General features: G+C 67.5%; 26 protein-coding genes and 1 riboswitch. Of the genes, 6 read left to right on the top strand and 20 right to left on the bottom strand.

What is annotated here, in order from left to right; all coding sequences use genetic code 11:
* Positions 1-17: 17 nt before the first annotated feature.
* Entirely contained in the window at positions 18-785 is a 768-nt protein-coding gene (locus DUGA2_RS06485; protein WP_070268057.1) for a helix-turn-helix domain-containing protein, read from the top strand.
* A 16-nt stretch (positions 786-801) separates the two neighbouring features.
* Positions 802-1,536, top strand: a complete 735-nt coding sequence (locus tag DUGA2_RS06480; protein WP_070268055.1) for a hypothetical protein — start codon at positions 802-804, stop codon at positions 1,534-1,536.
* Positions 1,537-1,539: 3 nt separating this feature from the next.
* Here DUGA2_RS06480 and DUGA2_RS06475 read toward each other — a convergent pair whose 3' ends face one another.
* The 14 genes from DUGA2_RS06475 to DUGA2_RS06410 are packed head-to-tail and all read right to left on the bottom strand — an operon-like array spanning position 1,540 to position 12,393.
* The gene (locus DUGA2_RS06475; protein ID WP_008443347.1) at positions 1,540-1,887 is read right to left on the bottom strand and encodes a ferredoxin; all 348 of its coding nucleotides are present in this window, start codon (positions 1,885-1,887) and stop codon (positions 1,540-1,542) included.
* Positions 1,884-2,876 carry a precorrin-3B C(17)-methyltransferase gene (cobJ, locus tag DUGA2_RS06470; RefSeq protein WP_083296235.1) on the bottom strand — a complete coding sequence of 331 codons (993 nt, stop codon included), beginning with the start codon at positions 2,874-2,876 and terminating at the stop codon, positions 1,884-1,886. The genes DUGA2_RS06475 and cobJ overlap by 4 nt, the downstream gene beginning before the upstream one ends.
* The gene (locus DUGA2_RS06465; protein ID WP_070268053.1) at positions 2,873-3,277 is read right to left on the bottom strand and encodes a cobalamin biosynthesis protein; all 405 of its coding nucleotides are present in this window, start codon (positions 3,275-3,277) and stop codon (positions 2,873-2,875) included. Before DUGA2_RS06465 ends, cobJ begins: the two co-directional genes overlap by 4 nt.
* Positions 3,274-4,035 carry a cobalamin biosynthesis central domain-containing protein gene (locus tag DUGA2_RS06460; RefSeq protein WP_070268051.1) on the bottom strand — a complete coding sequence of 254 codons (762 nt, stop codon included), beginning with the start codon at positions 4,033-4,035 and terminating at the stop codon, positions 3,274-3,276. Before DUGA2_RS06460 ends, DUGA2_RS06465 begins: the two co-directional genes overlap by 4 nt.
* Entirely contained in the window at positions 4,032-4,838 is an 807-nt protein-coding gene (gene cobI, locus DUGA2_RS06455; RefSeq protein WP_070268049.1) for a precorrin-2 C(20)-methyltransferase, read from the bottom strand. The genes DUGA2_RS06460 and cobI overlap by 4 nt, the downstream gene beginning before the upstream one ends.
* Positions 4,831-6,153 carry a precorrin-6y C5,15-methyltransferase (decarboxylating) subunit CbiE gene (gene cbiE / locus DUGA2_RS06450; RefSeq protein WP_070268047.1) on the bottom strand — a complete coding sequence of 441 codons (1,323 nt, stop codon included), beginning with the start codon at positions 6,151-6,153 and terminating at the stop codon, positions 4,831-4,833. The genes cobI and cbiE overlap by 8 nt, the downstream gene beginning before the upstream one ends.
* A 2-nt stretch (positions 6,154-6,155) precedes the next feature.
* Positions 6,156-7,346, bottom strand: coding sequence for a cobalt-precorrin-5B (C(1))-methyltransferase (locus DUGA2_RS06445; protein ID WP_070268045.1), 1,191 nt, complete (start codon positions 7,344-7,346; stop codon positions 6,156-6,158).
* On the bottom strand, positions 7,343-8,020 hold the full coding sequence (locus DUGA2_RS06440; RefSeq protein WP_008443337.1) for a precorrin-8X methylmutase: 678 nt from the start codon (positions 8,018-8,020) through the stop codon (positions 7,343-7,345). Before DUGA2_RS06440 ends, DUGA2_RS06445 begins: the two co-directional genes overlap by 4 nt.
* A complete protein-coding gene (locus DUGA2_RS06435; RefSeq protein ID WP_070268042.1) occupies positions 8,017-8,991 on the bottom strand; it encodes a sirohydrochlorin chelatase in 975 nt (324 codons plus the stop codon). Before DUGA2_RS06435 ends, DUGA2_RS06440 begins: the two co-directional genes overlap by 4 nt.
* Positions 8,988-9,782 (bottom strand): precorrin-4 C(11)-methyltransferase, encoded by a 795-nt coding sequence (cobM, locus tag DUGA2_RS06430; protein ID WP_070268040.1) that lies wholly within the window; start codon positions 9,780-9,782, stop codon positions 8,988-8,990. Before cobM ends, DUGA2_RS06435 begins: the two co-directional genes overlap by 4 nt.
* On the bottom strand, positions 9,779-10,645 hold the full coding sequence (locus DUGA2_RS06425; RefSeq protein WP_141753204.1) for an energy-coupling factor ABC transporter ATP-binding protein: 867 nt from the start codon (positions 10,643-10,645) through the stop codon (positions 9,779-9,781). Before DUGA2_RS06425 ends, cobM begins: the two co-directional genes overlap by 4 nt.
* Positions 10,642-11,376, bottom strand: a complete 735-nt coding sequence (cbiQ, locus tag DUGA2_RS06420; protein WP_070268362.1) for a cobalt ECF transporter T component CbiQ — start codon at positions 11,374-11,376, stop codon at positions 10,642-10,644. Before cbiQ ends, DUGA2_RS06425 begins: the two co-directional genes overlap by 4 nt.
* Entirely contained in the window at positions 11,366-11,713 is a 348-nt protein-coding gene (locus DUGA2_RS06415; RefSeq protein WP_070268358.1) for an energy-coupling factor ABC transporter substrate-binding protein, read from the bottom strand. The genes cbiQ and DUGA2_RS06415 overlap by 11 nt, the downstream gene beginning before the upstream one ends.
* A complete protein-coding gene (locus DUGA2_RS06410) occupies positions 11,710-12,393 on the bottom strand; it encodes an energy-coupling factor ABC transporter permease (protein WP_070268038.1) in 684 nt (227 codons plus the stop codon). The genes DUGA2_RS06415 and DUGA2_RS06410 overlap by 4 nt, the downstream gene beginning before the upstream one ends.
* 115 nt (positions 12,394-12,508) lie before the next feature.
* A riboswitch (cobalamin riboswitch) is annotated at positions 12,509-12,702 on the bottom strand.
* A gap of 84 nt (positions 12,703-12,786) precedes the next feature.
* Between DUGA2_RS06410 and cobA the strand changes: the two genes are divergently transcribed.
* Entirely contained in the window at positions 12,787-13,506 is a 720-nt protein-coding gene (cobA, locus tag DUGA2_RS06405) for a uroporphyrinogen-III C-methyltransferase (RefSeq protein WP_070268036.1), read from the top strand.
* A 1-nt stretch (position 13,507) separates the two neighbouring features.
* Here cobA and map read toward each other — a convergent pair whose 3' ends face one another.
* Together map and DUGA2_RS06395 are read right to left on the bottom strand one after the other, a co-directional pair.
* The gene (gene map, locus DUGA2_RS06400; RefSeq protein ID WP_070268035.1) at positions 13,508-14,275 is read right to left on the bottom strand and encodes a type I methionyl aminopeptidase; all 768 of its coding nucleotides are present in this window, start codon (positions 14,273-14,275) and stop codon (positions 13,508-13,510) included.
* Complete coding sequence (locus DUGA2_RS06395; RefSeq protein WP_008443292.1) at positions 14,272-14,484, bottom strand: ParD-like family protein; 213 nt, start codon at positions 14,482-14,484, stop codon at positions 14,272-14,274. The genes map and DUGA2_RS06395 overlap by 4 nt, the downstream gene beginning before the upstream one ends.
* An 85-nt stretch (positions 14,485-14,569) precedes the next feature.
* On the opposite strand from DUGA2_RS06395, the gene DUGA2_RS06390 reads away from it, so the two are divergent.
* On the top strand, positions 14,570-15,496 hold the full coding sequence (locus DUGA2_RS06390; protein WP_070268033.1) for an AraC family transcriptional regulator: 927 nt from the start codon (positions 14,570-14,572) through the stop codon (positions 15,494-15,496).
* Positions 15,497-15,506: 10 nt separating this feature from the next.
* Here the strand turns inward: DUGA2_RS06390 and DUGA2_RS06385 are convergent, their stop codons facing one another.
* Together DUGA2_RS06385 and DUGA2_RS06380 are read right to left on the bottom strand one after the other, a co-directional pair.
* Positions 15,507-18,743, bottom strand: a complete 3,237-nt coding sequence (locus tag DUGA2_RS06385) for a S41 family peptidase (RefSeq protein ID WP_070268031.1) — start codon at positions 18,741-18,743, stop codon at positions 15,507-15,509.
* Positions 18,744-18,880: 137 nt separating this feature from the next.
* A complete protein-coding gene (locus DUGA2_RS06380) occupies positions 18,881-19,762 on the bottom strand; it encodes an SDR family oxidoreductase (RefSeq protein ID WP_070268029.1) in 882 nt (293 codons plus the stop codon).
* A gap of 242 nt (positions 19,763-20,004) precedes the next feature.
* On the opposite strand from DUGA2_RS06380, the gene DUGA2_RS06375 reads away from it, so the two are divergent.
* Together DUGA2_RS06375 and DUGA2_RS06370 are read left to right on the top strand one after the other, a co-directional pair.
* Positions 20,005-21,270 (top strand): MASE1 domain-containing protein, encoded by a 1,266-nt coding sequence (locus tag DUGA2_RS06375; RefSeq protein ID WP_070268028.1) that lies wholly within the window; start codon positions 20,005-20,007, stop codon positions 21,268-21,270.
* Positions 21,263-22,741: an acyl-CoA-binding protein gene (locus tag DUGA2_RS06370; protein WP_070268026.1), complete on the top strand. Its 1,479-nt coding sequence runs from the start codon at positions 21,263-21,265 to the stop codon at positions 22,739-22,741. Before DUGA2_RS06375 ends, DUGA2_RS06370 begins: the two co-directional genes overlap by 8 nt.
* Here DUGA2_RS06370 and DUGA2_RS06365 read toward each other — a convergent pair.
* Together DUGA2_RS06365 and DUGA2_RS06360 are read right to left on the bottom strand one after the other, a co-directional pair.
* Positions 22,738-23,997: a DUF2268 domain-containing putative Zn-dependent protease gene (locus DUGA2_RS06365; RefSeq protein ID WP_070268025.1), complete on the bottom strand. Its 1,260-nt coding sequence runs from the start codon at positions 23,995-23,997 to the stop codon at positions 22,738-22,740. The two genes, DUGA2_RS06370 and DUGA2_RS06365, sit on opposite strands and share 4 nt — an antisense overlap.
* A gap of 10 nt (positions 23,998-24,007) precedes the next feature.
* Complete coding sequence (locus DUGA2_RS06360) at positions 24,008-24,745, bottom strand: hypothetical protein (RefSeq protein WP_070268023.1); 738 nt, start codon at positions 24,743-24,745, stop codon at positions 24,008-24,010.
* Between the last annotated feature and the right edge of the window lie 43 nt (positions 24,746-24,788).

Below are 24,788 nucleotides of genomic sequence, written 5' to 3'. Positions count from 1 at the left end.
TCTCCTGGAAGAAAGGCATGTCCCCGATGAATTTTGGCGAACGACTCAAGCAAATCAGAACGGAAAGAAATCTCACGCAGCCGCAGATGTCGGCCGCGATCGGCATCGAGCAGTCCTACCTGTCCAAGCTGGAGAACGATAAGTCCCAGCCCTCGGCCGAGATGTTCAGCGCCATCGTCGCCGCGCTCGAACTCGACGCCAGGGAATTCCTGGGCGGTATCAACAAGCAGGCGCTGCAAACCTCGCTGCGCCATATACCGGAAGTTAGCCAGTTCCTCAACGGCACCGTCACCCGGCGCGTCCACGACGCCAGGAAATGGCTGTTCAGCGCCGCCGCCGCCGGCGCCCTCGGGTTCGCGCTGATGCTGGCGGCCAACGACGGCATTTTCTCTTCCAACATGCAGTACAAGTACGTGTCCAAAGGCGTGCTGCTGAAAAATGAGTCAGACAATCTCTTTGACCAGTTCAAGGAAATCCAGAACCTGAAGCTCGCCGCGAACACGATCAGCGCCGAAGAACACGCCAGATTGCTGGCCGCGTTCGAAGCCGACCGGGTCCGGCTGGCGACGGTCGAGTTCCCGGAAGACCGGGGCAGCGTGTTCTTCGAGAACGTCGAGAACGGCAAGCGCAAGTTCGAACTGATCAACACGCGCCATGCGCGTTCGCCGCTCAACCGGGTGTTGCAATACCTGGGCGGGCTGCTGGCGTTTTGCAGCGTGCTGATCTGTTTCGTCGAGTGGCGGATGCGCAAGGCAAGCGCGGCGATTAATAACGAGTTGAAATAAGCAAAGGAGAAGTAGCGTGTCGCAAATCAGAACATTTTTGGCGGGTGCAACGACGATGGCCAGCGCGCTGGCCGCAGTGTTTTTCCTGACCGGGGCCAAGGAGCCGATCAGGCATGAGAAGTTCGACGAGATCACGGTCGGCCGCATCAATATCGTCGAACCGGACGGCACCAAGCGCATCGTCATTTCCAACAAGGCGCAGTTCCCCGGCGATTTCATGCAGGGCAAGGAGGGCGCCCGTCCCGACCGCAACAGCTTTGCCGGCATGTTGTTCATCAACGAGGAAGGCACCGAGAATGGCGGCTTGATCCAGAAAGGCAGCATCGGCGCCGATGGCAAGATCGATTCCGGCCTGTCGCTGACCTTCGACCGCTTCCGCCAGGACCAGGCCCTGCAGTTGATGAACAACGACAGTGCGGGCCATCAGCAGACCGGCATCAGGATCAACGATGTGCCGCTGTACACGGTGACGTCGATGGAAGACATGAACCGCTTCGGCGAGGCGGCCAGCAAGCTGCCCAAAGCCGAACAGCGCGCCTATTGGCAGAAGCTGAGCGAGCAGGGCCGCCTGAGCAACAACCGCATCTGGCTGGGCAACACGCCCGGCAAGAGCTCGTCCCTGCAACTGAAGGATGCGCAAGGCCGGGTACGCATGATGCTGCTGGTCAGCGCGGACGGCAAGGCCGAAATCCAGATGCTGGACGAGGCCGGCAAGGTCAGCAAGACCATCTCGCCGACCTCCAAGGAATAAGGCTTACTGATCCTCTGCGCCAGCCTGGTGGAACACCAGTTCCTCCACCCGCTTGCCGTTGCACAGGTGGTCGTCGATGATGCGATCCATGTTCTCCGGCGTGACGTTGTAGTACCAGGTGCCGTCCGGCTGCACGCAGACGATGGGGCCGCCCTTGCAGGCGGCGAAACAACCGACGCGGCTGCGCTTGACGCGCAGTTCGCCGGCGTCGAGCCCGGCGGCCTTGAACTTGCCGCCCAGGCTGTCGAACAGCAGCTGCGAGGCGCCGTCCTCGCTGCAACGCGGGCCGGTGCAGATCAGCAGGTGGCGGTGGTAGTTGCCGATCTTCGGCTTGACGACGGCTTCACTCATGCTTCGGTCTCCTCGCTGGCGGCGGCTTCGGCTTCCACCGGTTCATTCAATGTATCGCGGATGTAGTCGGCCGGCAGGCGGTGGCGCGCCGCCAGCGTCTCGACGCTGTCGCCGGCCGCGTGCTCGGCCTGCAGCGTTTCCAGCCAGCCCAACAGGCCGGTGGACAGCGAACGGCCCGCACGCTCCCCCTCGCGCGTGGCGCCGCCCTCTTCCATGTCGTACTTGTTGGCGTAGCCGCGCGGCGTGACCATCAGGCCATGGCGCACGAAGGTGTTGCTGTTGCCGATCAGGACGGTGCTGAGCATGCCGATGTCGGCGTCCGCCATCGAATCGAGCGTGGTGAAGACGATGTTCTGGCGGCGGCGGTAGCCGCTTTTGACGATGGCCACCGGCGTATCCGGACGGCGATGGCGCAGGAACAGGCGCTGCGCTTCCAGGATCTGGCGCGTGCGGCGGCCGCTCTTCGGGTTGTACAGCGCGACGACGAAATCGGCCATCGCCACCGCGTCCAGGCGGCGCGCGATGGTCGGCCACGGCGTCAGCAGGTCCGACAGCGAGATCGCGCAGAAGTCGTGCGTCAGCGGAGCGCCGACCAGCGCCGCGCAGCTGTTGAGCGCCGAGGCGCCGGGGATGATCTCGACCTGCACCGCATCGTCCGGCGTCCAGCCGGACTGGAACAGCACCTCGAAGGTCGGCCCGGCCATGCCGTACACGCCGGCGTCGCCCGACGAAATCAGCGCCACCTTCTTGCCCGCGCGCGCAGCCTCCAGCGCGCTGACGGCGCGGTCCAGCTCTTCGGTCATCGACTTGCGGATGATCTCCTTGCCTTCGAGCAGATCCGCCACCAGCTTGATGTAGGTGACGTAGCCGATCACCACGTCGGCTTCGGCGATGGCGTCGCGCGCGCGCTTGGTCATGTGGTCGACGCTGCCGGGGCCTATGCCCACCAGCATGATCTTGCCGGCAGTCGGGACGTATGCTTCGTTCATGGTTGTTTCCTTGCGATGGAGACGGTGGCATTGCGGCCATCCGCTCCTTTGAGTTTATGTTTTTCGACGACCAGCGCGGTCATCGGCGTATTCGCTCCGGCGGCCAGCAGCGCCGCCGCTTCGCTCACCGACGGCGTGCCGGTGTAGCGGCGCACGGTTTCCGACGGGTGCGGCACTTCCACGGCGGCCAGCTGCTGCGCCTCGTAGAAATGCAGCGGCCAGCCGTTTTCCGCCGCCAGTGCCAGCAGCGCGGCTTCGTCCCGCTTCAGCGCGATGCTGGCGGCGGCCACCACTTGCCCGGCATGCGCGCCGGCGTCGGCCAGCGCCGCCTGCACGGCCTCGCGCAGCGTTTCCAGCAGCACGCCACGGTCGCAGCCGAGGCCCACGGTGAACTGCGTCATGCCGCGCCTTCCAGCGGCGGACGGTAGACCACCAGGCGTTCGGTCAGCGCATCCCAGCGTTCGGCTGGCACGTCGGCGTGCGTGACCCACAGCAGCGCCGCGTAGCGGTCCAGCGGCACGTCGTCGAAGCGCGCAAAGCGGTGGATGTTGTCGGGCACCGGGGTGGGACGGGTCCACCAGTCCGGGCTGCCCGCTTCCTGCACGAAGGCGATCGGTTCGCCGTTGACCACGTGGGCGGACACGCGCGTGATGTTGATCTTGGGCGCTTCCACTTTCCAGCCCAGGTGGCGGCCCAGGATATCGACCGGTATCGTGCGGCCGACGTCGGACGCGGTGGTCAGCACGGGCGCGGCGCCCAGCAGGTCGGCGACCCGCTCGCTCCACTCGTTGGCGCCGCCGACGTGGCCGGACAGCACCGGAATCACATACTGGCCGGCGTCGTCGACGACGATGATGCCCGGGTCTTCATCCTTGCTGCGCAGGTGAGGCGCGATCAGGCGCACCACGGCGCCCAGCGAAACGAAGAAGATGATCTGGTCGTAGCCGGCGAACAGCGGGCCGATCTCGTCGCGCAATGCGCCATCGTAAGCGCGCACGGTGTTGCTGGCTTCCGCAAACACGGCGGCGAATTTGGCCGAGGTGCAGATGTCGGCTTCCGGCAGGTCGGCGGCCAGGCGCGCGGCCTGCGCGGCGCCGTGCTTGGTGATGGCGACCAGGCATACGCGTGGTGCTTCGGTGGTGATAGGTGCGCTGCTCATGCGGTCTCCGTGACTTGGGGTTGGGGGCTGTCTTTCTTCAGGCAGCCTTTGATGCGTTCGCCGCGTATGCGGTGTCCGTGTTTGACGATCAGCAGCGACAGGTAGCTGACCTTGGTGCCGCGCAGGGCCAGGATGTCGTTGCCGCTGAAGCGGCGTTCGTCGGGTGCGCCGACGCGTTCGATGAAGTGGGCGCCGGCCAGCAGTTCGCGCCGTTCGAGCCAGTCGATCAGCTCATCCATCAACGGCTTCACCTTCATCAGCACCAGCGTGTCGAAGTCGGGCAGCAGGCGCTCGACCGCGCTGACGCCGTAGGCTGCGGGCACGATGGCGACCGTGTCATCCTGCTCGGCGAACGGCACCGGGACGTGCGCGCAGGCGGCGGTGAAGGCGTTGACGCCGGCGATGATCTTCACCGGCACGCCGGGGTCCAGCGCGTTCACCGTGCGGGCCAGGTGGCCGAAGGTGGCGTAGGTGCTGGCGTCGCCTTCGACCAGGAACAGCACGTCGCGGCCGGCGCGCAGCCATGGCAGCACGGTGTCGGCGGCCTTGAGCCATGCGCGGCCGAGTTTTTCGCCGTCGTGCGTCATCGGGAACAGCAACTGCGTGTGCTGCTCGGGCGGCGTCGCGCCGGCGCGTTGCACGATGTCGAAGGCGTAGCTGGGCGTCTTGCCGCTGCGCGCAGGGTAGACCCAGATCGTGTCGCGGCGTTGCAGCGCCTCCCACGCGGCGCGCGTGATCAGGCCGGGATCGCCGGGGCCGAGCGAAATGCCCCACAAGGTGCCTGGCTGGATGTGCTCACTCATCGCCAACCTCCTTGATTGACGCCTCGGCTCGGCGTGCGCATACGATCCACACCGGGTTCTCCGCCGCCATGCGGTGCATGTGCAGGATAGGCTTGCTGCGCGCCGCCTGCAGCTGCAGCACGTCCCAGTCGACGCCTTCCAGCGCCTGCAGCGTGGCGGTCGCGGTGGCCAGGTTTTCCAGCGTGACGAAGTTCATCACCAGCGCGCCGCCGGGACGCAGGCGCGACATCACGCCGCCGATCAGCGTCGCCAGCTCGCCGCCGGAGCCGCCGACGAAGACCGCGTCCGGGTCTGGCCAGGCGTCGAGTCCCTCCGGCGCCTTGCCGAGGAACAGGCTGTAGTTGCTGACGCCGAAGTTGGCGTGGTTCTGTCCCGCGATGGCGAAATCCGCCTCGTTTTTTTCCGTGGCGTAGACGTGGCCTTGCGGGCAAAGCCGCGCCGCCTCCAGGCCCACCGAGCCGGAACCGGCGCCGATGTCCCACACCACGCTGTCGGCCCGCAGTTGCAGGCGCGCCAGGCTGACAGCGCGCACTTCCTGCTTGGTGATCAAGCCTTTCTCCGGCTGCCGCTGCACGAACTGCGCATCGGCCAGGCCGAAACGCACCGGCCGCGCAGCCGGCGTCACGCGCCACAGCAGCACCACGTTGAGCGCGGCGAAGCGCATCTCGGATGCCTGTTGCGGCGTCAGTTCCGCCACTACGCGTTCTTCCGGTTGCAGCAGGTTTTCCGCCACCGCCATCAGGAAGTCGTCGCCCAATCCTTCGGCCAGCAGCAGGCGTGCGATCCGGTCAGGGCTGTTGTCAGGGCTGGTCAGTACCAGCAGGCGCGCGTGCTGGCGCGTGGCCTGCGCCAGCGCATACAGGCCATGGCCGGGCGTGCTGCCGCGCTGCCATTCGCCGGCATCCTTGGCGTGCACCGAGACGATGCGCGCATCCTGCCACGCCAGGCCGATGCGCGCACAAGCCAATTGCAGCGTCGACAGGTTGGGCAGGATGTCCAGCGCCTGCACGCACAGATGCTGCGCGAGATACGGCGCGATGCCGTGGCACAGCGGATCGCCGGTGGCCAGCACCACGCAGGACAAATGGTCGGCGCGGGCGGCACGCACCCATTCCGGCACTTCTTTCAGTTTTCCGGTGAGGTCGTGGCGCACGGCGCCGGGCTTGAACTCGGGCGCCAGCAAGGCCAGCGTGCGCGTGCCGCCGACGATCACGTCGGCGCTGCGCAGCAGGGCCAGCGCGGTCTGGTTCAAGCTGGCGATGCCATCGTCGAGCACACCGATCACGCGGCAGGGATTGGGGTCTTGTATTTCCATAGTCAGGATTCCGGTAAGTGGTCGATGCCGGTGCGGCCGGCGCTTGCCGGGCGTTCGTGCGGTTCGGCCGGTGCCGACCAGACGTCGGCCACTTGCACGCCGCTGAAGTCGCACACCAGCACGCGTATCTGGAAAGCGCGGCCGTAGCGGTCGGGCGCGGTCAGGGTATCGATGGCGGCTTGCGCCAACGCCTGGTGGAAGGCGTCGCCGAGGCCACGTTCGACCATCAGCTCGGCGCCGAAGCGCGCGGTTTCGGCGGCGGCCATCGCCGCGCAGTCTTCCGGCGTGGCGCCGATGCGGCGCGCGATCTCGGCCACCAGGTCGGTATCGACTTCGCTGCGGTTGGCGTGGGTGATGGTTTCGCCTTGCGCGATCTTGGTCAGTTTGCCGACCATCAGCGCCAGCACCACCAGGCCTATGCCTTGCGCCACCACTTCATCGAGCGCGTAGCGCAGGAAGTCGCCCATCTGCACGAAGCAGGCGGACGGCAGTTCCGGGCGCTCGGCGCGCAGGGCGGTCATGGCGAAGGTTTCGCTGCGGCCGCCCGTGGTCAGCGCGACCATGTCGTAGCCGGCGGTGGCGGCCACCTGCACGCCCTGCACCACGCTGGCGCGCCAGGCGGCCGTCGAATACGGCTTGACGATGCCGGTGGTGCCGAGAATGCTGATGCCGCCCAGGACGCCCAGGCGGGCGTTGGTAGTTTTCTTCGCCATCACCTGGCCGTCCGGCACGCTGATGGTGACTTCGATGCCGTCTTCGGCCAGCAGCGCGGGGGCGGCTTCGCGCAGGTTGTCGGCGATGTTACGGCGCGGGACCGGGTTGATGGCCGGCCCGCCCACTTCCAGGCCCAGGCCCTTCATGGTGACAGTGCCCACGCCGTCGCCTGCAACGTATGAAACCACGCCGGCTTCGCCCGGAAGCCGGCGCAGGTCGACCGTCATGTGGGCGCCGTCGGTGCAGTCCGGATCGTCGCCGGCGAATTTGATGACCATCGCGTGCGCGTGATCCGGCCCGCAGCGGCCGTCGTGGATGGCGAAACGCACCCGGCTGCCGTTGGGCAGCAGGCTTTCGATTTCTTCCGGCACCTGGCCGTGGGCGAGGCCCAGCACCGCCGCGCGGGCGGCGGCGGCGGCACAGGCGCCGGTGGTGAAGCCGGTACGGGTGCCACGTTCGGCAGCCGTTTTTTCCTTCATGGCTGGGCCTTTTGACGGGCTTCGGCCAGCGACAGCAGCGCGTGCAGGGTAGCCACCACCAGCGTCGAGCCGCCCTTGCGGCCACGGATGACGATCCACGGTACATCGTTCAGCGTGGCCATCAAGTCTTTGGACTCGGCGGCGGAGACGAAACCGACCGGCATGCCGACCACCAGTGCGGGGCGCGCACCTTCTTCGCGGATCAGGCGTACCAGTTCGATCAGCGCGGTGGGCGCGTTGCCGATGCCGACGATGGCGCGGTCCAGCAAGCCGAGTCGGTGCGCCTTGCGCATCGCTTGCACGGCGCGCGTGGTGTCTTCGGCCTTGGCGGTTTCGATGACGTCGGCGTCGCTGATGAACTGGTGGGTCTTCATGCCGAAGTGACCCAGGCGCGGTTGCGACAGGCCGGAGCAGATCATCTCGACATCCGCCACGACCGGCGTGCCGCCGGCCAGCATGGCGTTGATGCCGGCTTCCACTGCGTCTGTATGGAAGTCGGTCAGGCCGTTGAAGTCGAAGTCGGCGTTGGCGTGGATCATGCGGCGCACTATCGGCCATTGGGCTTCGGTGTAGGCGTGCGGGCCGACTTCGGCGTCGATGATGGCGAAGCTGTCGTGTTCAATGACCTGGCCGGCGCGCGTCAACTGCTCGGTGACGGTGTTCACGGTGCTCATGCTGGCTGGCCCTCGTGGTGGACGTGTTCGTGCGGGTGGCCATGGTCGTGCGCATGCTCGTGTCCATGCTCATGTCCGTGCTCATGTCCGTGATCGTGCGTCGGCGCGGCGGCGTGGTCGTGCGTGTGCGCGTGCGAATGGCCGTGGCCCAGGTCATGCGCGATCTCGCGATAGCTGCAACCGTCGCAAGGCAGGCGGCTATCGGGCACGCCGGCGCGCAGGTCTTCCACGCGCTGGTCCATCAGCTCGAAGATTTCCTTTTCAAAGCCGAAATGTTCGCCGCAGACAAAGCGCACTTGCGGATACTGGCCGCGCAGATGTTCGACCTGGCGATGGATGCGCTGCATCAGCGTGCCGGTGTACAGGTAGTACGGCAGCACCACGACCTGGCGCATGCCCAGCAGAACCTGGCGCTGCACCACCTTCTCCAGGCGCGGCCAGGTGATGCCGGTGAACGCCAGGTCGACCAGTTCGTGGTCGCCCTCTTCCAGCAGCCAGCGCGCCATCTTGGCCATTTCGCCGTTGGCGCCACGGTCGGACGAGCCGCGTCCCAGCACCACCACGCCGGTGGTGGTCGGATCGGGCATGTCCAGCGCGTTCATGCCCTTGCGCAGGCGGCGTTTCAGGATCGCCAGGACAGGGTCGCAAGCCGTCAGGTGCGGCGCCAGCATGATCTCGGTCTGCGGACAGGCCGCGCGTACCTGCTCGATCGCTTCCGGTATCTCCATCTTGACGTGGCCGGCCGCGTTCAAAATCAGCGGCACCACCAGCACGCGGCGCGAGCTGCGCGCTGCGCTCAGCAAGGCGGCGTTCATTTCAGGCGGCGCGAATTCGATGAAGCACAATTCGATGCGCCAGTCCGGACGGCGCGCGCGCCATTGCTCGGTGAATTCGCGTATCTCCTGGTTGCCGGAGTCCTCGCGGGAGCCGTGGCCGACAATCAGGATCGTCTCGTGGGGTACTGGGTTCATGCGCTCGCCTTTCTGAAACGATGGGTGAAGGTTGGGTCATACAATTTGGAGCGCGCCAGGGTTTCCCAGTGCAGCGCGCCCAACGTGGGGCTGGCGACGATCATCGCCTGGCTTGCGATACCGGCCTCCCGGCATCGCTGTTTGATATCGGCCAGCGTGCCGCGGACGATTTTCTGTTCGCCCGGCCAGCTGGCCTTGTGCACCACCAGCACCGGCGAGTCTTCGGCCCAGCCGGCGCTGCGCAGCGCGGTTTCCACCTTGTGCATCAAGGTGATCGACAGGAAGATGCAGATCGTGGTGCGGTGCGCGGCCAGGCTGGCGAGGTCTTCGCCGTCCGGCATCGGCGTGCGGCCTTCGACGCGGGTGAGGATCACGGTCTGCGTCACTTCCGGCAGCGTCATGGATTCGCCGGCCGCCGCCATCGAGGCCATTGCGGACGATACGCCCGGCACCACCGACCATTCGATGCCGGCGTCGCTCAATGGGCGCGCCAGCTCGATCAGCGCGCCATACAGCGCCGGGTCGCCGGTTTGCAGGCGCACCACCGTGGCGTGGCTGCGCGCCTGCTCGATCAGCCAGGCCGTCATCTCTTCCAGCGTCATGTCCTTGGAGTCGCGGATGGCGCAGCCGGGCGGCGCGTACAGCGTCACGGCGTGGTCGACCAGCGAACCGGCGAACAGCACCGCGCCGGCTTGCGACAGCAGCTTCTGGCCTTTGACTGTGATGAGTTCCGGGTCGCCGGGGCCGGCGCCTACGAACCAGATTTTTCCGAAGGGGGTCATGCCGGTCATGCGTTTGCTCCTGTTGGTTGTAGTGCGCGCAGCGCGTCCAGCAGCGCGTCGACGCTGCGTGGCGCGGGGCCTTGCGGCAGAACGCCGAGGGCGACCAGTTCCGCGTGCAGCGCCAGGGCGGCCGGCGGACGCTGGCCTGCTGCGCGCAGCATGTCGGTCTGCGCCGCCATGTGCTGCGCCGGGCCGGAGGCGATGCAGCGGCCGGCCGACATCACGTGGATGTCGTCGGCCCAGCGCAGCGCGAAGTCGATGTCGTGGGTGGACAGCAGTACTGTCACGCCGCGCGCGGCGAGGCGGTCCAGCAGCGCGGCCAGTTCGGTTTGCATGGGGGCGTCCAGGCCCGCCATGGGTTCGTCCAGCAGCAGCACGTCGGGTTCCATCGCCAGCACGCCGGCGATGCAGACGCGCTTCTTCTGGCCGAAGCTCAGTTGGTGCACGGCGCGGCGCGCGTGGCCGCGCAGGCCGACGGCGTCCAGCGCGGCGGCGACGCGGGTGCGCACTTCGGCGGCGTCCAGGCCGAGGTTCAAGGGGCCGAAGGAAACGTCTTCCTCGACCAGTGCGGAGAACAGCTGGCGGTCCGGGTTCTGGAACACCAGGCCCACGCGGCTGCGTAGCGCGGTGAGTCCCTGGCGGCTGTAATCGAAGGGCTGGCCGTCGACGCGCAGCGTGCCGGCGGTCGGGCGCAGCAAGCCGTTCAGGTGTTGCAGTACGGTGGTCTTGCCGGCGCCGTTGGCGCCCAGCAGCGCGTAGCGGCGGCCGCGTTGCAGCGCCAGCGTGCAGTCGCGCAGGCCGGTGCTGCCGTCCGGGTAGATATGGTCGACGGCTTGCAGCTCAAGCTGCGGCGTGCTCACGGGGGCGTTCACAGACGATCTCCCACGGCGATCGCCAGCATCAGCGCGCCTGCCAGCGCGGCCCACGCCTGCTGGCGCCGAGCCAGCGGATAGACGGCGGGCAGGAAGCGCAGCGTACCCTGGTAGGCGCGGGCGTCGGCGGCCATTTGCAGGGCGGCGGCGCGCTGCCACACCTGGACCGCCATCTGGCCCGCCAGCAGGCCGGTGGAGCGCCATGCCTGGCGCAAGTTGCGATAGCCGAGGCGCGCGCTCTGCGCGGTGATGCTTTCGTCCCAGGCCTGGCGCATAACGAAGAGCATGCGGTAGCAAAGCACCATCAGGTCGAGCAGCAGCTCGGGCGTGCGCAGGCGCCGCAGCAGGTTGAGCAGATCCGGCAGGGGCGTGGTCAGCACGAGGCCGAGCAGCGCGGCCAGCATGGCGAGCGAGCGCAGGGCGGTATGTTCGATGGTCGGCAGCATGGCGGTGGTGAGGCCCCACTGGCCATGGGCGTCGGGGCCGACCAGCATGGTCAGGCAGGACAGCAGCAGGAAGCCGAGCGGCGGCAGCGCCACTTGCAGGTAGGCGCGCGGGTTCACGCGTGCGCCGCACAGCGCGGCCAGCATCAGCAACGTCGCCAGTGCGCCCAGTGCGGCGGGACTGCGTGCAAGCCAGGCCGCGACGATGCCGGCCAGCGCAAACCACGCCTTGGCCGACGGCGCTACGTCGCGCCAGCGGCTCGCGTACGCCGACGCCTCAATCAGCACGGCGGTCCTGGGACGATCCGGCAGCAGCGTCCCGGCGCGCGCGTTCGCGGGCGAAGGACAGGCCAAGCCAGAAGCCGATCACGCCGGCGCCGGTGGCCGCTTGCAGCGCGAACAGCAGCGAGGCGATTTCCGGGCTGGCCGGCGAGAAGACTGGCGCGAACCACGGCTGGTAGCCGGGCGCGATATCGCCGATGGCCCGCTGTGCGCGGTCGTCGGCGCCGGCGAAGATCGCGGGTGCTTCAGAGCCGGGCGCCGCAGGCGGCGCGCTCACCAGCCATAGCGGCAGCACCGTCAGCAAAATGATCGCCAACCATAGCAGGCAGGTACGGGCCTTCATGCGCCCTCCTTCCGCGCGCTTAAACGCATCACCGGCAGCGCGCGCAGTTCGTGGGAATTGAAGCGCACCATGGCGTTCACCACCAGCACCGTCAGCAAGCCTTCGCTGATGGCGATCGGCACCTGCGTCAGCGCGAAGATGCCGGCGAACTTGAAGAACGATACGCCGAACCCGCCTGCCGCAGCAGGGAAGGCCAGCGCCAGTTGCGCCGAGGTGGTCACGTACGTGGCCAGGTCGCCGAGGCTGGCGGCGAGGAACACCGCCACGGAGCGCGACAGGCCCAGCGCCGATACGGCGCGCAGCACGCCGTAGGACACGAACGGCCCGACGATGGCCATCGAGAACAGGTTGGCGCCCAGCGTGGTCAGGCCGCCGTGCGCCATCAGCAGCGCCTGGAACAGCAGCACGACAAAGCCGACCGGCACCATCGCGGCGGGGCCGAACAGGGCGGCGCCGAGGCCCACTCCCGTCGGGTGCGAACAACTGCCCGTCACCGACGGCAGCTTGAGCGCCGACAGCAGGAAGGCGAATGCGGCGGCCACGCCCAGCAGCATGCGCCGCTCGGGATGGGCGTGCAGGTCGCGGCCGATGGCGCGCAAGCCCCAGGCCAGAAAAGGTAAGGAAACGGCTGCCCAGCCGAGCGCGTGCGCTGGCGGCAAAAAGCCTTCCATGATGTGCATTCGAAACCTCCCGTCGAATGGGCGATATGGACACCAAGGACAGGGGCAGGAGAGGACGGTCGACAGCAGCGCGGACGGAAAGCCGGTCGACAGCGGCTTCCCCTTACCCCGGAGAATGGTGCTGGACTTTTTGGGCCGGTATTCTGGCTCGCCTTCATCCTTCTCCGTGTCTTCCCGCGTGTTACGGCAGTGACGTGATGACGGAGTCGTCTGGCTTACAGCAGCGGGGGCTGCACCGGAATTACACCGGTTTCCCGTTTAACGCCTATCCCCGCAGGGATTCGGCGCACCCAAGCGTCGCATCTTACACTAGGCCCCATAGCGTGCCAAGCGAAACCCAAACCGTGCGGTAGCCGGTATCATTCGCCCTGGAACATCACTCAAAGGATAGCAATGGCAGCGCTGGGAAAAGTCTATTTGATCGGAGCGGGACCGGGCGCGGCCGACCTGATCACGGTGCGCGGCGCGCGTTTGCTGGCGCAGGCCGAGGTGGTTTTATACGACGCGCTGGTGACGCCGGAGATGCTGGCGCTGTGCGCGCAGGCGGAGCTGATTTCGGTCGGCAAGCGCTCGGGCCAGCGCTCCACCGCGCAGACGGCGATCAACCAGCAGCTGGTCGAATGCGCGCAGCGCTATCAAATGGTGGTGCGGCTCAAGGGCGGCGATCCGATGCTGTTCGGCCGTGCCGACGAGGAGTTGCGCGCACTGGAAGCGGAGGGCATCGAGGTCGAAGTCGTACCCGGCATCACCACCGCGCTGGCCGCCGCCGCCGCCACCAAGCAGCCGCTGACCCGGCGCGGTGTGGCCCGCAGCGTGGCCTTCTTCACCTCCAGCACCGCGCCCGGCGAGCCGGACCATCCCGCGCTGCCGGCGACGGACACGCTGGTTCAATACATGGGCGGCCGCGAAGCCGTCGGCACCGCCACCCGTTTGCTGGCCGAGGGACGCCGTCCCGATCTGCCGGTGGTGGTGGTGGAAAATTGCAGCCGCGCCGACCAGCGCATCCGGCGCCTGACGCTGTCGCGCCTGGGCGAAGGATTGGATGCGACGGAAGGGCCGGTGCTGGTGATGATCGGCGAGGCGCTGCAATTGCGCCAGCATCAACCGGTGTGATTTAGTTCGGCGATCTCTCTTCGGGGCGCAGCGTCAACACCTGCACGCCGTGCCGCGTCACCGCCACCGTATGCTCGAACTGCGCGGACAATTTTCCATCCGTGGTGACGACGGTCCAGCCGTCGTCTTCGGTATGCACGGTGCGGCGGCCCTGGTTGAGCATGGGCTCGATGGTGAACACCATCCCTTCCTGTAGCACCAGTCCGGTCTTCGGTTTGCCCCAATGCAGCACCTGCGGCGGTTCGTGCATTTCGCGGCCTATGCCGTGGCCGCAATATTCCTTGACCACCGTGTAGCCGGAGCGCCGCGCATGGCGCTCGATCGCGTGGCCCACGTCGCCCAGCCTGGCGCCCGGCCGCACGGTGCGGATGCCGTGCCACATCGCTTCGTAGGTCGTTTGCACCAGCCGCTTGGCCGATGCCGAGACGGCGCCGACGAAGTAGGTCTTGCTGGAGTCGGCGATGAAGCCGTTCTTCTCCAGCGTGATATCGAAGTTCACGATATCCCCGTCCTGCAGGATATCGCCGGCCGACGGCACGCCGTGGCACACCACGTGGTTGCGCGAGGAATTCAGCGCATAGGCATAGCCGTACTGCCCCTTGCTGGCCGGGCGCGCCTTGAGTTCGCTCACGATGTAGCGGTCGACCAGGTCGTTCACTTCCATGGTCGACATGCCGATCAGGTCCAGCTTGTCCAGCTGGCCGAACACGCTCGCCAGCAGCTTGCCCGATTCCGCCATCAAGGCGATTTCTTCCGGCCGCTTGGTCATGCGGCCGCCACCCGCAAGGGGGGTATCTCGACCCCGGCGGCCCGCATCTCCCGCGCCACGATCTCGTTGAACGTCAGCGTGGGATGCATTTCGCTCAGCATGCCCATCTTGACCCAGAAGGCCGCCTGGGCGTTGATGGAGCGGCAGCCTACGGTGCTGGCCTTGCGGATCTGGTCGTGCAGATCGTCGTCGATGTTAACTATGCCCATGATGTATCCTATATACGAAACGTATACGAATTATATATTCGTGTTGGCAAGCCGCGCAAGCGGCAAGATGTATTAAAGTAACGCCATGGACCCACTCTCGGATGTACTGTCATTGCTGAAACCGCGCAGCTATGTGTCCGCCGGCTTCGACGCGGGCGGGGACTGGTCCGTCCGTTTCTCGCAGCAGCAGAACTTCATCAAATGCTGCACGGTGGTGTCGGGCCAGTGCTGGCTGGCGGTGGATGGCGTGCCGGAGGCTATGCACCTGACGGCCGGCGATTGCTTCGTGCTGGGCAGCGGCCGCACGTTCCGGCTGGCCAGCGACCTGTCGCTGCCGGCCGTTGAATCCACGGCCGTGTTCTCGTCGGCGCAGGAAGGCGGCGTCGTCACCTACAACGGCGGCGGCGGCTTCTTCCTCGGCGGCAGCCGCTTCGCCGTCAATGGCGACTATGTGGGCATCCTGCTGGCCATGCTGCCGCCCGTCGTCCACCTGTGGAAGGAAAGCGACCGCGCCGCGCTGCGCTGGGCGGTCGAACGCATGGCGCAGGAGCTGCGCGAACGGCAGCCGGGCAATGACCTGGTGGTGCAGCAGCTGGCCCACATGATGCTGGTGCAGGCCCTGCGCCTCTACCTGTCCGACGAGCACGGCGGGCAGGCCGGCTGGCTGGGCGCGCTGGCCGACAAGCAGATCGGCGCGGCCATCAACGCCATCCACCAAGACCCCGCGCACCGCTGGACGCTGGCCGGGCTTGCCGGCCTGGCCGGCATGTCGCGCTCCATCTTCGCGCAGAGGTTCAAGCAGAAGGTCGGCACGCCGCCGATGGAATACCTGACCCGCTGGCGCATGCTGCTGGCCGCCGACCGGCTCGCCAATACCAGCGCGCCGATTGCGCGCGTGGCGCTGTCGCTCGGCTACGAATCGGAGAGCGCTTTTGGCGCGGCGTTCAAGCGCGTCATGGGCGGCTCGCCGCGCCAGTACAGCCTGGAGCGGCAGGCCGCAAGCCTCGGCTAGAGGCTGGAGCTTAGAGGCTGGGCCCCGGCACATCGCCCTCCTTCGGATACGACGGCAAGGCTGGCGGCGCAGGCGGCAGCACCGCCGGCTGACGGTCCAGTGCATCGACCAGCATGCGGATGGCCGCTTCCAGCTGGGCGTCCTTGCCCGCCAGCGTCTCGCCCGGCACGTCGTTGACTTCCACGTCGGGATCGGTGCCGTGGTTCTCGATCAGCCAGCGGCTGTCCGGGCTGTACAGCGCATCCTTGGGAATGGCCAGGTAGCCGCCGTCGGCCAGCTCCATCGCGCCGGTGACGCCGCGCACGCCGCCCCAGCTGCGCTGGCCGACGACCTTGCCGAGTCCGTAGTCGCGGAAGTAGTAGGCGAACTGGTCGCCGTCGGAACCGGTGAACTGGTTGGTCAGCGCCACCTTGGGGCCGATGATCTGCTGCGCCGGCAGCGTCTCGCGGCCGCCGGCGCGGTTCACGTACAGGCCCGCCACGTTGCGCCGCAAGCGCGCCAGGATCTGCTGGCTGGTGAAGCCGCCCAGGTTCCAGCGCACATCGAAGATCAGCGCCTGCTTGTCCATCTGCGGATAGAACTGGCGCACGAACTGCTCCGCGCCGGTTTGATGGAAGTCGCGCACGAAGACGTAGGCGACGCGTCCGCCGGACAACTGCTCCACCTTGCGGCGGTTTTGTTCGATCATGTATTCCTCGCGCAGCGCCATCTCGTTCCTGACCGGATCGACCGTGACCTGGCGCGGCGTGCCGTCCGGCTTGTCGGCGACAAGCAGGTCCAGCTTGCCGGTCAGGCCTTCCAGCAGTTCGTCTGGCGTGTGCGGCGCGGCCAGCGGCTTGCCGTTGATCGCCAGCAGATAGTCGCCTTCCTTCACATCGAGGCCGGGCTCGGCCAGCGGACTGCGCAGCGACGGCCGGGAGTTGTCGCCGGGGTAGATGCGCGCCAGGCGATAGCGGCCGCTGGCCTCGTCCAGCGCATAGTCCGCGCCCAGGCGCGGCGTCGCCGGCCGGTTCGGCGGCGGACCGAAATCGCCGCTGCCGTAGACCATGTGCGAGGTCGCCAGTTCGCCCTGCAACTGCCCGATCAGGTAGTTCAGGTCGTCCCGCGAGCCGAGCAGGGGCAGCAGGCGCGCGTAGGCCTTGCGCACCGCCGGCCAGTCGATGCCGTTCATCGTGGGGCTCAGATAGAAATCGCGGTCGAGGCGCCAGACCTTGTGGTACAGCGCGGCCCATTCTTCCTTGCGATTGATGGTGGCTGTCATGCCTTTGAACGACAGCGCCTGGCTGTCGGCGGCGCCGGCCGCCGTGGCGATCATCTTCCACTGGTCGCCCTGTTTGATCAGGACGCGGCGGCCGTCGCCGGACAGGCGGAACTGCTCCACATCCTGCTGCAGCACGCGGTCTTCGCCGCGCTGCATGTCGTACAGGTGCAGCGCGTTGTGCTGGCCCGGCAGCTCGCCGGCCACCAGCGGCATCGGCTGGCTGAGGTAGACAACGTTACCCTGCTTTACCGCCAGCCCCGAATAGTTGCCCGGCCCGACAGGCACCGGCACGGCGCGGCGCATCAGTCCCTCGACATCGATCTGGCCGTTCGCCGCCACAGCGCTGCCGGCCGGCGCGGAAGCGCGCAGCGCGCGCACGGCGGACGGCGCATGCTGCCGCAAGGTGGTGACGTAGATGCCGTGCGGGTTGACGGTCGCAAACGCTTCCTCGCTGCTGGACGATACCGGCAGCTCATGGCGCGACGACAGGAAGTACAGGTACTGGCCATCGTCCGAGAAGGCCGGCTTCCAGTCGCTGTTCATCGGCGAACTGACCACGCGGTCCTGCCCGGCCGCTATGTCGTACAGGTGGATGCCGCGCTGCTGGTTCTCGGCCTGCGTGCTGTAGGCCAGCCAGCGGCCGTCGGGCGAAAACGCGGCGTCGTCGATCACCCGATGCAGGTCGTGCGCGACATCGCGCAGCTTGCCGTCGGCCACGGTGAGCAGCCACAGGCGCTTGTCGCTGTCGGCGACGGCCAGCGTCTTGCCGTCCGGCGACCAGACCGGCGTGTAGTAGGCGCCGCGCGTGGAATGCGTCAGCAAGCGCTCCGCGCCGCCTTGCGCGGGACGCACGGCGACCTGCTGCTCGCCGTTGACGTCGGTGATGTAGGCCAGCAGCTTGCCGTCGGGCGAAAACGCCGGACGTTCTTCATCGGCGCCGCTGGTGGCGGTCAGCCTCGTCACGGCGTTGGCGCCGGTGGCCACCGCGAACAGATCGCCGCGCGCGGAAAACACCGCCGCGCCGCCGTCGGGCGCCAGGGCGAATTCGGCGTCGCCCTCGCGGATAAAGCGGGCGGCGTCGACTTCCTGCACCGGCGGGCTGTCGTCGGCCGGCAGCGTCACGCGGATTTCGTGCAGCCGCTCCGTCGGCAGGTCCAGCGCGTACAGCTTGCCACCCTGCTGGAAGGTGATCTGATTGCCGCCGAGCGCGGGGAAGTCGATGTCGAAATCCGTGAAGAAGGTCAGCTGGCGCGACTTGCCGCTGTCCTGGTCGTAGGCCCATAGGTTCATGCGGCGCTTGCTGTCGCTGTCGGACAAGTAGTAGATGCTGCGCCCGAACCACATCGGCGCCGTGTCGTTGCCCTTCCAGTGCGTGATCTTCCGGCTGGCGTGGGTGTCGAGGTCGTAGGTGTGGATGTCCTGCGCCAGGCCGCCGTCGTAGCGCTTGCGGGCGTCGAAATCGTTGAGCACCTGGGTGTAGGCGATGTGGCGCGCGTCGGCCGCGTAGCTCATCAGGCCGGCGTGCTCCATCGGCAGCGGCTGCGGCAGGCCGCCCTCGCGCGGCACCAGGAACATGCGGTAGCCCTTCTGGTTCCACGCCTGCATGCGCGAACCGAACACGATGTGGCGCGAGTCCGGCGTCCAGGTCACGACCATGTCGTCCTTTTGCTGGGCGGAGTTGGGATTGAAGGTCAGGCGGCGCGGCTCGCCGCCGGCGGCCGGCATCACGTAGACATCCTGGTGGCCGTCGCGCTGGGCGCTGAAGGCGATCCACTGTCCGTCCGGCGAAAAGCGCGGCATCACCGGCCGGGTGGCCCCCGGCGCCAGCTGGCTCGCCACGCCGCCGCCGCGGGCAACCTGCCACAGCTTGCCTTGGGCGACGAACACGATGCGCTCGGCGGATGCATGGGGGAAGCGCTTGAGCACGTCGCCTGCCTGCGCGGCGGACATGCATAAGGCCAGGGCCAGGGTGGTACGCAATTTCATCGGCTGTCTCCAATTGTTCGGAGGCGCCATGGTAAATCGATTAAACCAGATGAATTATGCCGCGACGACGCACTGCAGTTTGGCGGGAATAGAATGCAGAAAAGCCGTCGCGGGCGGCCCTGGCCGGGCCGGTCCGACTATGCGAAATAGTTTGCCTGCCGCAGGTCGGACAGCAGCTCCGGCTGTGCCGGCAGCCATCCCAGCGTTGCCCGCGTCCACGCGCTGGACGACGGAATATCCATCGCGGCAAAGTTGGCGAACCAGCCGAAATGGACGGCCGCTTCCTCCGCGTTCAGGCTGGCGACGGGCAGGCCCAGCTTGTCGCCGATGAGACCGGCGATGTCGCGGAAGGCCACGCCCTCCTCGGCGGCGGCGTGGTAGCGGCGGCCGGCTTCGCCCTGCTCCAGCGCCAGGCGGTAGAGTCGGGCCGCGTCGAGCCGGTGCACGGCGGGCCAGCGGTTCAGGCCACCGTCGACCATGGCGGAGACGCCGGTCCGGCGCGCCGTCTCGATCAGGATGGGCACGAAGCCGTGGTCGCCGGCGCCGTGCACCGACGGCGGCAGGCGCAGCACCGAGGCTTGCACCGCCCTGGCCAGCAAGGCATCGACCGCCTGTTCCGACGCGGCGCGCGGATGGCCGATGGGCGTCGACAGTTCGGTCGAGACCACGCCACGCGGCAGCACGCCCATGGCCGACGTCACGACCAGCGGCCGCGCGCTGCCTTCCAGCGCCGTGCCCAGGGCGTCGATGACGCGGCGGTCCATTTCGCAGCTGGCCTGGAATTTCGAGAAGTCGTGGTTGAAGCCGGTGTGGATGACGCCGTCCGCTTGTGCGGCGCCCTGGCGCAGGCTGTCGACATCTTCCAGGTCGCCCCGGTGCGCCTGCGCGCCGGCGGCGGCCAGCGCCTCGGCGGCGGCGTCGGAGCGGGCCAGCCCCGTCACCTGGTGGCCCGCAGCGATCAGTTCTGCTACAACGGCGGAGCCGACGAATCCCGTCGCTCCGGTAACGAATACGCGCATGTTCTGTTCCTTCGATGTGGATGAGGGAGACATGCTAAGCCGCCGGCTGCCGGCGGGCTATGCGTCGGCGTCCGGATTGATGTCGCGATCGTCCGGACCTGGCAAGCGCGCGAAAAATTATTCGGGTGACAATGATTTGTTTTCTATGACAGAATCGTCCAGGCAATGACGGGGTTGAATACTCACTCAATTTCAATGGACACCGGATGATCTCAGACTCCCACGATGGTATCGGACAGACGATGACGAACGCCGCCCTGGTGGCGGTATTGTGGCTGGCAGCGGCCTTGCTGTCGCAGGCGATGGCCCACGCCGCGACCCAGACCTTTGCCGTCTGGCTGAGCAGCGGAATCACCTTCGCGGCGTTGCTGGTCGGGGCGCGCTGGACCTGGCCGGCGCTGCTGGCCGGCGTCGCGCTGGCCGCCACGGCGTGGGGCATGATCGGGCACCAGCTCGCTGTCGGGCCGGCCCTGGCGTATGGCGGGGTCGAGGCATTGAGCATGGCGCTCGGCGCCTGGGTGGCAACGCTGGCGCGGCACGACCATACCTCGCCCCGGGGAGCGGCGGCGCTGCTGGCCGGCGCGCTGGTCGCCGCATCGACCGGCGCCACGCTGGCTGCCGCGATGTGGGTCTGGCTGCGGCCCGGCGCCGGGTTCGGCGTCGAATGGCGCACCTGGTTTTTGTCGACGCTGGTGGGTTTGCTGCTGATCGCGCCGCTGGTGACAGCCTTTCGCGGCTTCCGGGTGCGGCGCTCGGGCGGGCTGGCGATGGCGCCGTTCCTGGGCGGCGCCGCCGCCTTCGCCGTCTTCATCGCCGCCGTGCTGCTGGTGTTTGCGGATCATGCCCAACAGCGCTGGGGCGAGGTGGCGGCCACGCTGGCCTACCTGCCGATGCCCTTCCTGCTGGCGGCGTCGCTGCTGTGGGGGCCGCGAGGCGGCACGCTGGCCACGCTGCTGGGCGCGCTGCTGATCATCGGCCGCACCGCGCAGGGAGGCGGGCCGTTTGCCGTGCATGAGGGTTTCGCCGGCGAAGCCGTGATCGAGGTACAGGGCTTCGTGACCGCCTGGGTGATGGTGTTGTTGCTGACCCGCGCGCTGGCTGAAGGCCGCCGGGTGGCCCTGGCCCGGGCGCGCGAGTGGCAACTGCGCTACGAGCGCACGCTGCGCGCGGTCGGCGTCGCCAGCGTCGAGTACGACACGGTCAGCGGCAGCGCCACCTGGGGCGACGGCGTCGCCGATGTGCTGGGGCCGGCGGCGGCCCGGGCCGCGAGCTTGCAAGACTGGCTGGACCTGATCGATCCCGCCGAGCGCGGCCTGGTGCAGGCCGCCTGGCAGCAGGTGGCCGATGGCGCGCGCGCGGCCAGCGAACAGGCTTACCTGCTGCGTTTGCCCGGCGGCGCCACGCAGCGGGTGCGCGAGCGGCTGGCCGCGGTGCAGGGCGGCGACGGCCGCGTCGAGCGCATCGTGGCGCTGTTGGACCTGGTGGCGGAGGAAGCGCGCCATGGCTGAGCCGGCGGTGTTCCTGATTCACGGCCTGGGCGGCACCCAGTACGATCTCGGCTCGATGCACAAGCGGCTCAAGAACGCCGGCTTTGTCACCTATTCGATCACCCTGCCCGGCCACGGCGGACAACCGTCCGACCTGCTCGGCGTGCGCGCCGAAGACTGGCTGGAGGCGGTGCGCGTCAAGTACCGCGAGATCATCGGCCAGCACGAGGTGCTGCATTTGATGGGCATGTGCATGGGCTCGCTGCTGGCGATTGAAACCTGCAAGCGCGAGCAGCACAGCAAGGGGCGCCTGGTGGCGCTGGCGCCGCCGGTATTCATCGATGGCTGGTCGACGCCGTGGTACCGGGATCTGCGCCATCTGCTGTACCACGTGCCCGGCGTGGCGGACCGGATGCGGGTGGACGAGGAGGAGCCCTACGGCATCAAGAACGAACAATTGCGCGGCATCGTGCGCGCCAAGTTCGAACGCGGCGACGCCTTTGCCTACAGCTGGGTGCCGCTGGCCTGCATCCGCGAAGTGGACCGGCTGCGCCGCTACGTGAAGAAGGGCCTGGCGCGCATCCCCTGCCCCACCTTGATCATCCACGCGCGCGAGGACGAGTTGACCAGCCTGCGTTCAGCCAATTTTCTGGTCGAACACATCGGCGGCGGCAAGCGCGCGGGCCAGGCCCGCATGGTCATCCTGGAAAATAGCTACCACCTGATCTGCGTGGACAACGACAAGGAACTGCTGGCGCAGCGCACGCTGGAATTCTTCGGCGCCGGCGATCCGGGGCAGGGTGCGCGTGGCGACGATCCGGGCATGACGCCGGCCCAGATCGATGCGCTGCTGGCCGAGGCGCGCGGCGACCTCGAACGCGGCGACTTCGCCGCGCTGTATCGGCGCGGCATTCCCGACTTCGCCTGGTACCAGCCGGGCCATCACCGCGGCAGCGGCATTTTCCGCGGCGCCAAGGGCCTGGCCCGGCTGCAGGCCTGGGCCGGCGGGCTGGCCTTCACCGCCCTGGGCACGCCGGTGCACAACGCCGGCATGACGGTGATGCCGGCAACGCTGTGCAGCGGCAGCCTGGTCTCGCATGGCGTGCTGGAGTTCACGCTGCGCCAGGGGCGGCTGCTGGAAGCGCGCTGGTTCCCCGACGAAGCGGCGCTGGAAGACGCCCACTTCGGCGGCGAGCCGGTGGCCGACGGTCCCAGCGCGGCGGAAAAGGCGCTGGAGGCCGCCGCCGCCCTGTCCAAGACCTTAAGCAAGTCGCCCGGCGAGGAAACGCTGCTGCGGCTGTATGCGCTGTACAAGCAAGGCAGCGTCGGCGACGTCAGCGGCGAACGGCCGGGCCTGCTGGACGTGGTCGGCCGCGCCAAGTTCGACGCCTGGGCCAGCCGCAAGGGCCTGGCCCAGGAGCAGGCGATCAAGGAGTACGCGGCCCTGGTGCAGCAGCTCAAGGCGGCCGAGGCGCAGACTGCGGAAGCCTAGCGCGCGCCCTGGTAGCCGCTGTCGGCCAGCAGCCGGTTGAAGTCCCTGGTGTTGAGGATCTCGACGATGGCCTGCTTCTTGTCCTTGGCCTGCTGGTAGTAGGCCTGGCAGATGCGGAAGCCCATGAAGTAGCCGAGGTCGGCCGGACGCCCGCTGGCTTCGTCGGCGCCGCCGTACAGCCATTGGCTCGTGTCGCCGCCGTGCATGGCGGCGAAGAATTGCTGCTTCAGTTCGGCCTCGTGCGCGTAGCCGTAGGTGTAGATCTTCTGGTTGAAGTTGCCGTCGATGAGCAGCGACGTCAGGAAATCCGCGCCGCCTTCCTTGATGGCGTGGCCCAGCAGGGTTTGCGGCATCAGGTTTTGCTGGAAGTGCATCAGCTCGTGCGTCACCAGCGACGGCAGGGCGTCGAAGGAGTTGATCGATTTCTTGTGCCAGCCCGTCAGTTCGTCGGTGGGCACGCCCGGCCCCAGGCCGAACATGTCGACGCCGATCAGCAGGCCGTCCGGCGAAGAGGTGCCGCCGCTGTTCATCGCGCCGATCAGGAAGTAGACGTCGGGGAAGGTGGCCTTGTCGTACATGCCCTTGAACTTGCGCATCGCGCTGCGCAGCCCGGGTTCGATGCGGCCGGTTTGCAGCGTCTGCGGGCGGATCGCCGCGTAGTAGTTGGGCCGCTTGCTGATCGACGCGTACAGGTTGGCGCCGCTGCCGATGCGGTGCGGGATGAAGCCCTGCAGGCCGACGCTGCCGGCGTCCAGGTACTGCTGGTCGAGCAGCAGCGCCGGCGCGCTGGAGGCCGGCAGTTGCTCGAACACTTTCCAGAAGCGGTCGAGATCGCTGGTGATGAATTTGAATTGCTCGGGGCTGGCGTGCGCGGCTTGGTAGGCGGCTTCGTTGGCGGTGGCGCGCTGGACGATGGCCGGCCAGCGCGGGCTGCCGCGCAGCGGGGCCAGGTCCGGATCCTCTGCCAGGTAAGCGGCTAGGCGCATGCCTTCGGCCACGCCGCGCTCCAGCGCGCCCAGCGCCTCGGCTTCGTTGCCGGCCTTGAGGTGGGCGGTGGCCAGCTCGTACATCAGCGTCGCGTCGCGATAGCCGCCGTCGCGCGCGGCGCGGTAGCCGCTGACCGCCGCCGCGTAGTCCTTCTTCTCCAGCGCGGTGGCGGCGGCGTTGGCCAACTGGCGCGGCGATGGTTGCGCATAGGCGCAGGTCATGGTGGCGGACAGGCAGACGGCCATGCCCAGCAGGGTGTTCAATTTCATCGCTTGTCTCCTATTTTTTTTCCTGGGCCGCTGCCGGATATTCGTGGTCGATTTCCTTGATGATCTCCGCGCCCAGCGCGGCGTAGTCCTTGTAGCGGTCGTACAGCTGCGGGTAGGTCATGCGCTTGCGCAGCAGGCGCTTGCCCTTGGGCGCGGTGATCAGCCGGTAGCGCTCGGCGAGGCTGTCCTCGCCGGTCAGGCCGTTTTCGATGTAGGCGCGGTAGAGATCCTGGTTGTTGCGCCAGCCGGCCTCGGACGATTTGATGCCGGCGGTGTGGCGTTCGTACAACTCCAGTATCTTGTCCAGCAGGACTTCGTTCTCGATGTGCCCCAGCTTGCCGGAGGATTTGAAACCCTGGTAGCGGCTGACCAGCGGATTGAAGAAGTAGTTGTTGTCGGCGAGCTGGTAGGCGGCTTCGAAGGCTTGCGGCTCGGGCGCGCTGTGCGGATCGAGCTTGCCGAGGTAGTCGAAGTTGGCGTCGTACGCATGGTAGGCCTGATTGAGCTCCTTGATCATGTCGAGGTCGCTGCCGATATCGTGCCGCACGCCCAGCAGGAAGGCGCGCACCTGCTGCTGTTCATGGCGGTGTTCGCCCAGGCTGTGCAGCCAGATGCTGAGGCTGACCGCGAAGACGATGGTGACGATTTCCAGCCCCATCTCGCCCAGCTTGTGGCGCCAGCCGTGTTCGCTCTTGCCCATCAGTTGCACCACTTTCTTGGTGTGCTTTGCTATTTCCTGTTCGGCCATGTCATCCACAGTTGAAAAATAAAATAGCCGAAACTATAACGTA

Origin of the sequence: Duganella sp. HH101, from assembly GCF_001758795.1 — a bacterium.
GTDB classification, from domain to species: Bacteria; Pseudomonadota; Gammaproteobacteria; order Burkholderiales; family Burkholderiaceae_D; genus Rugamonas; species Rugamonas rivuli.
The sequence above is the reverse complement of the archived record's forward strand: the minus strand, read 5'-3'. Positions and strand labels throughout refer to the sequence as shown.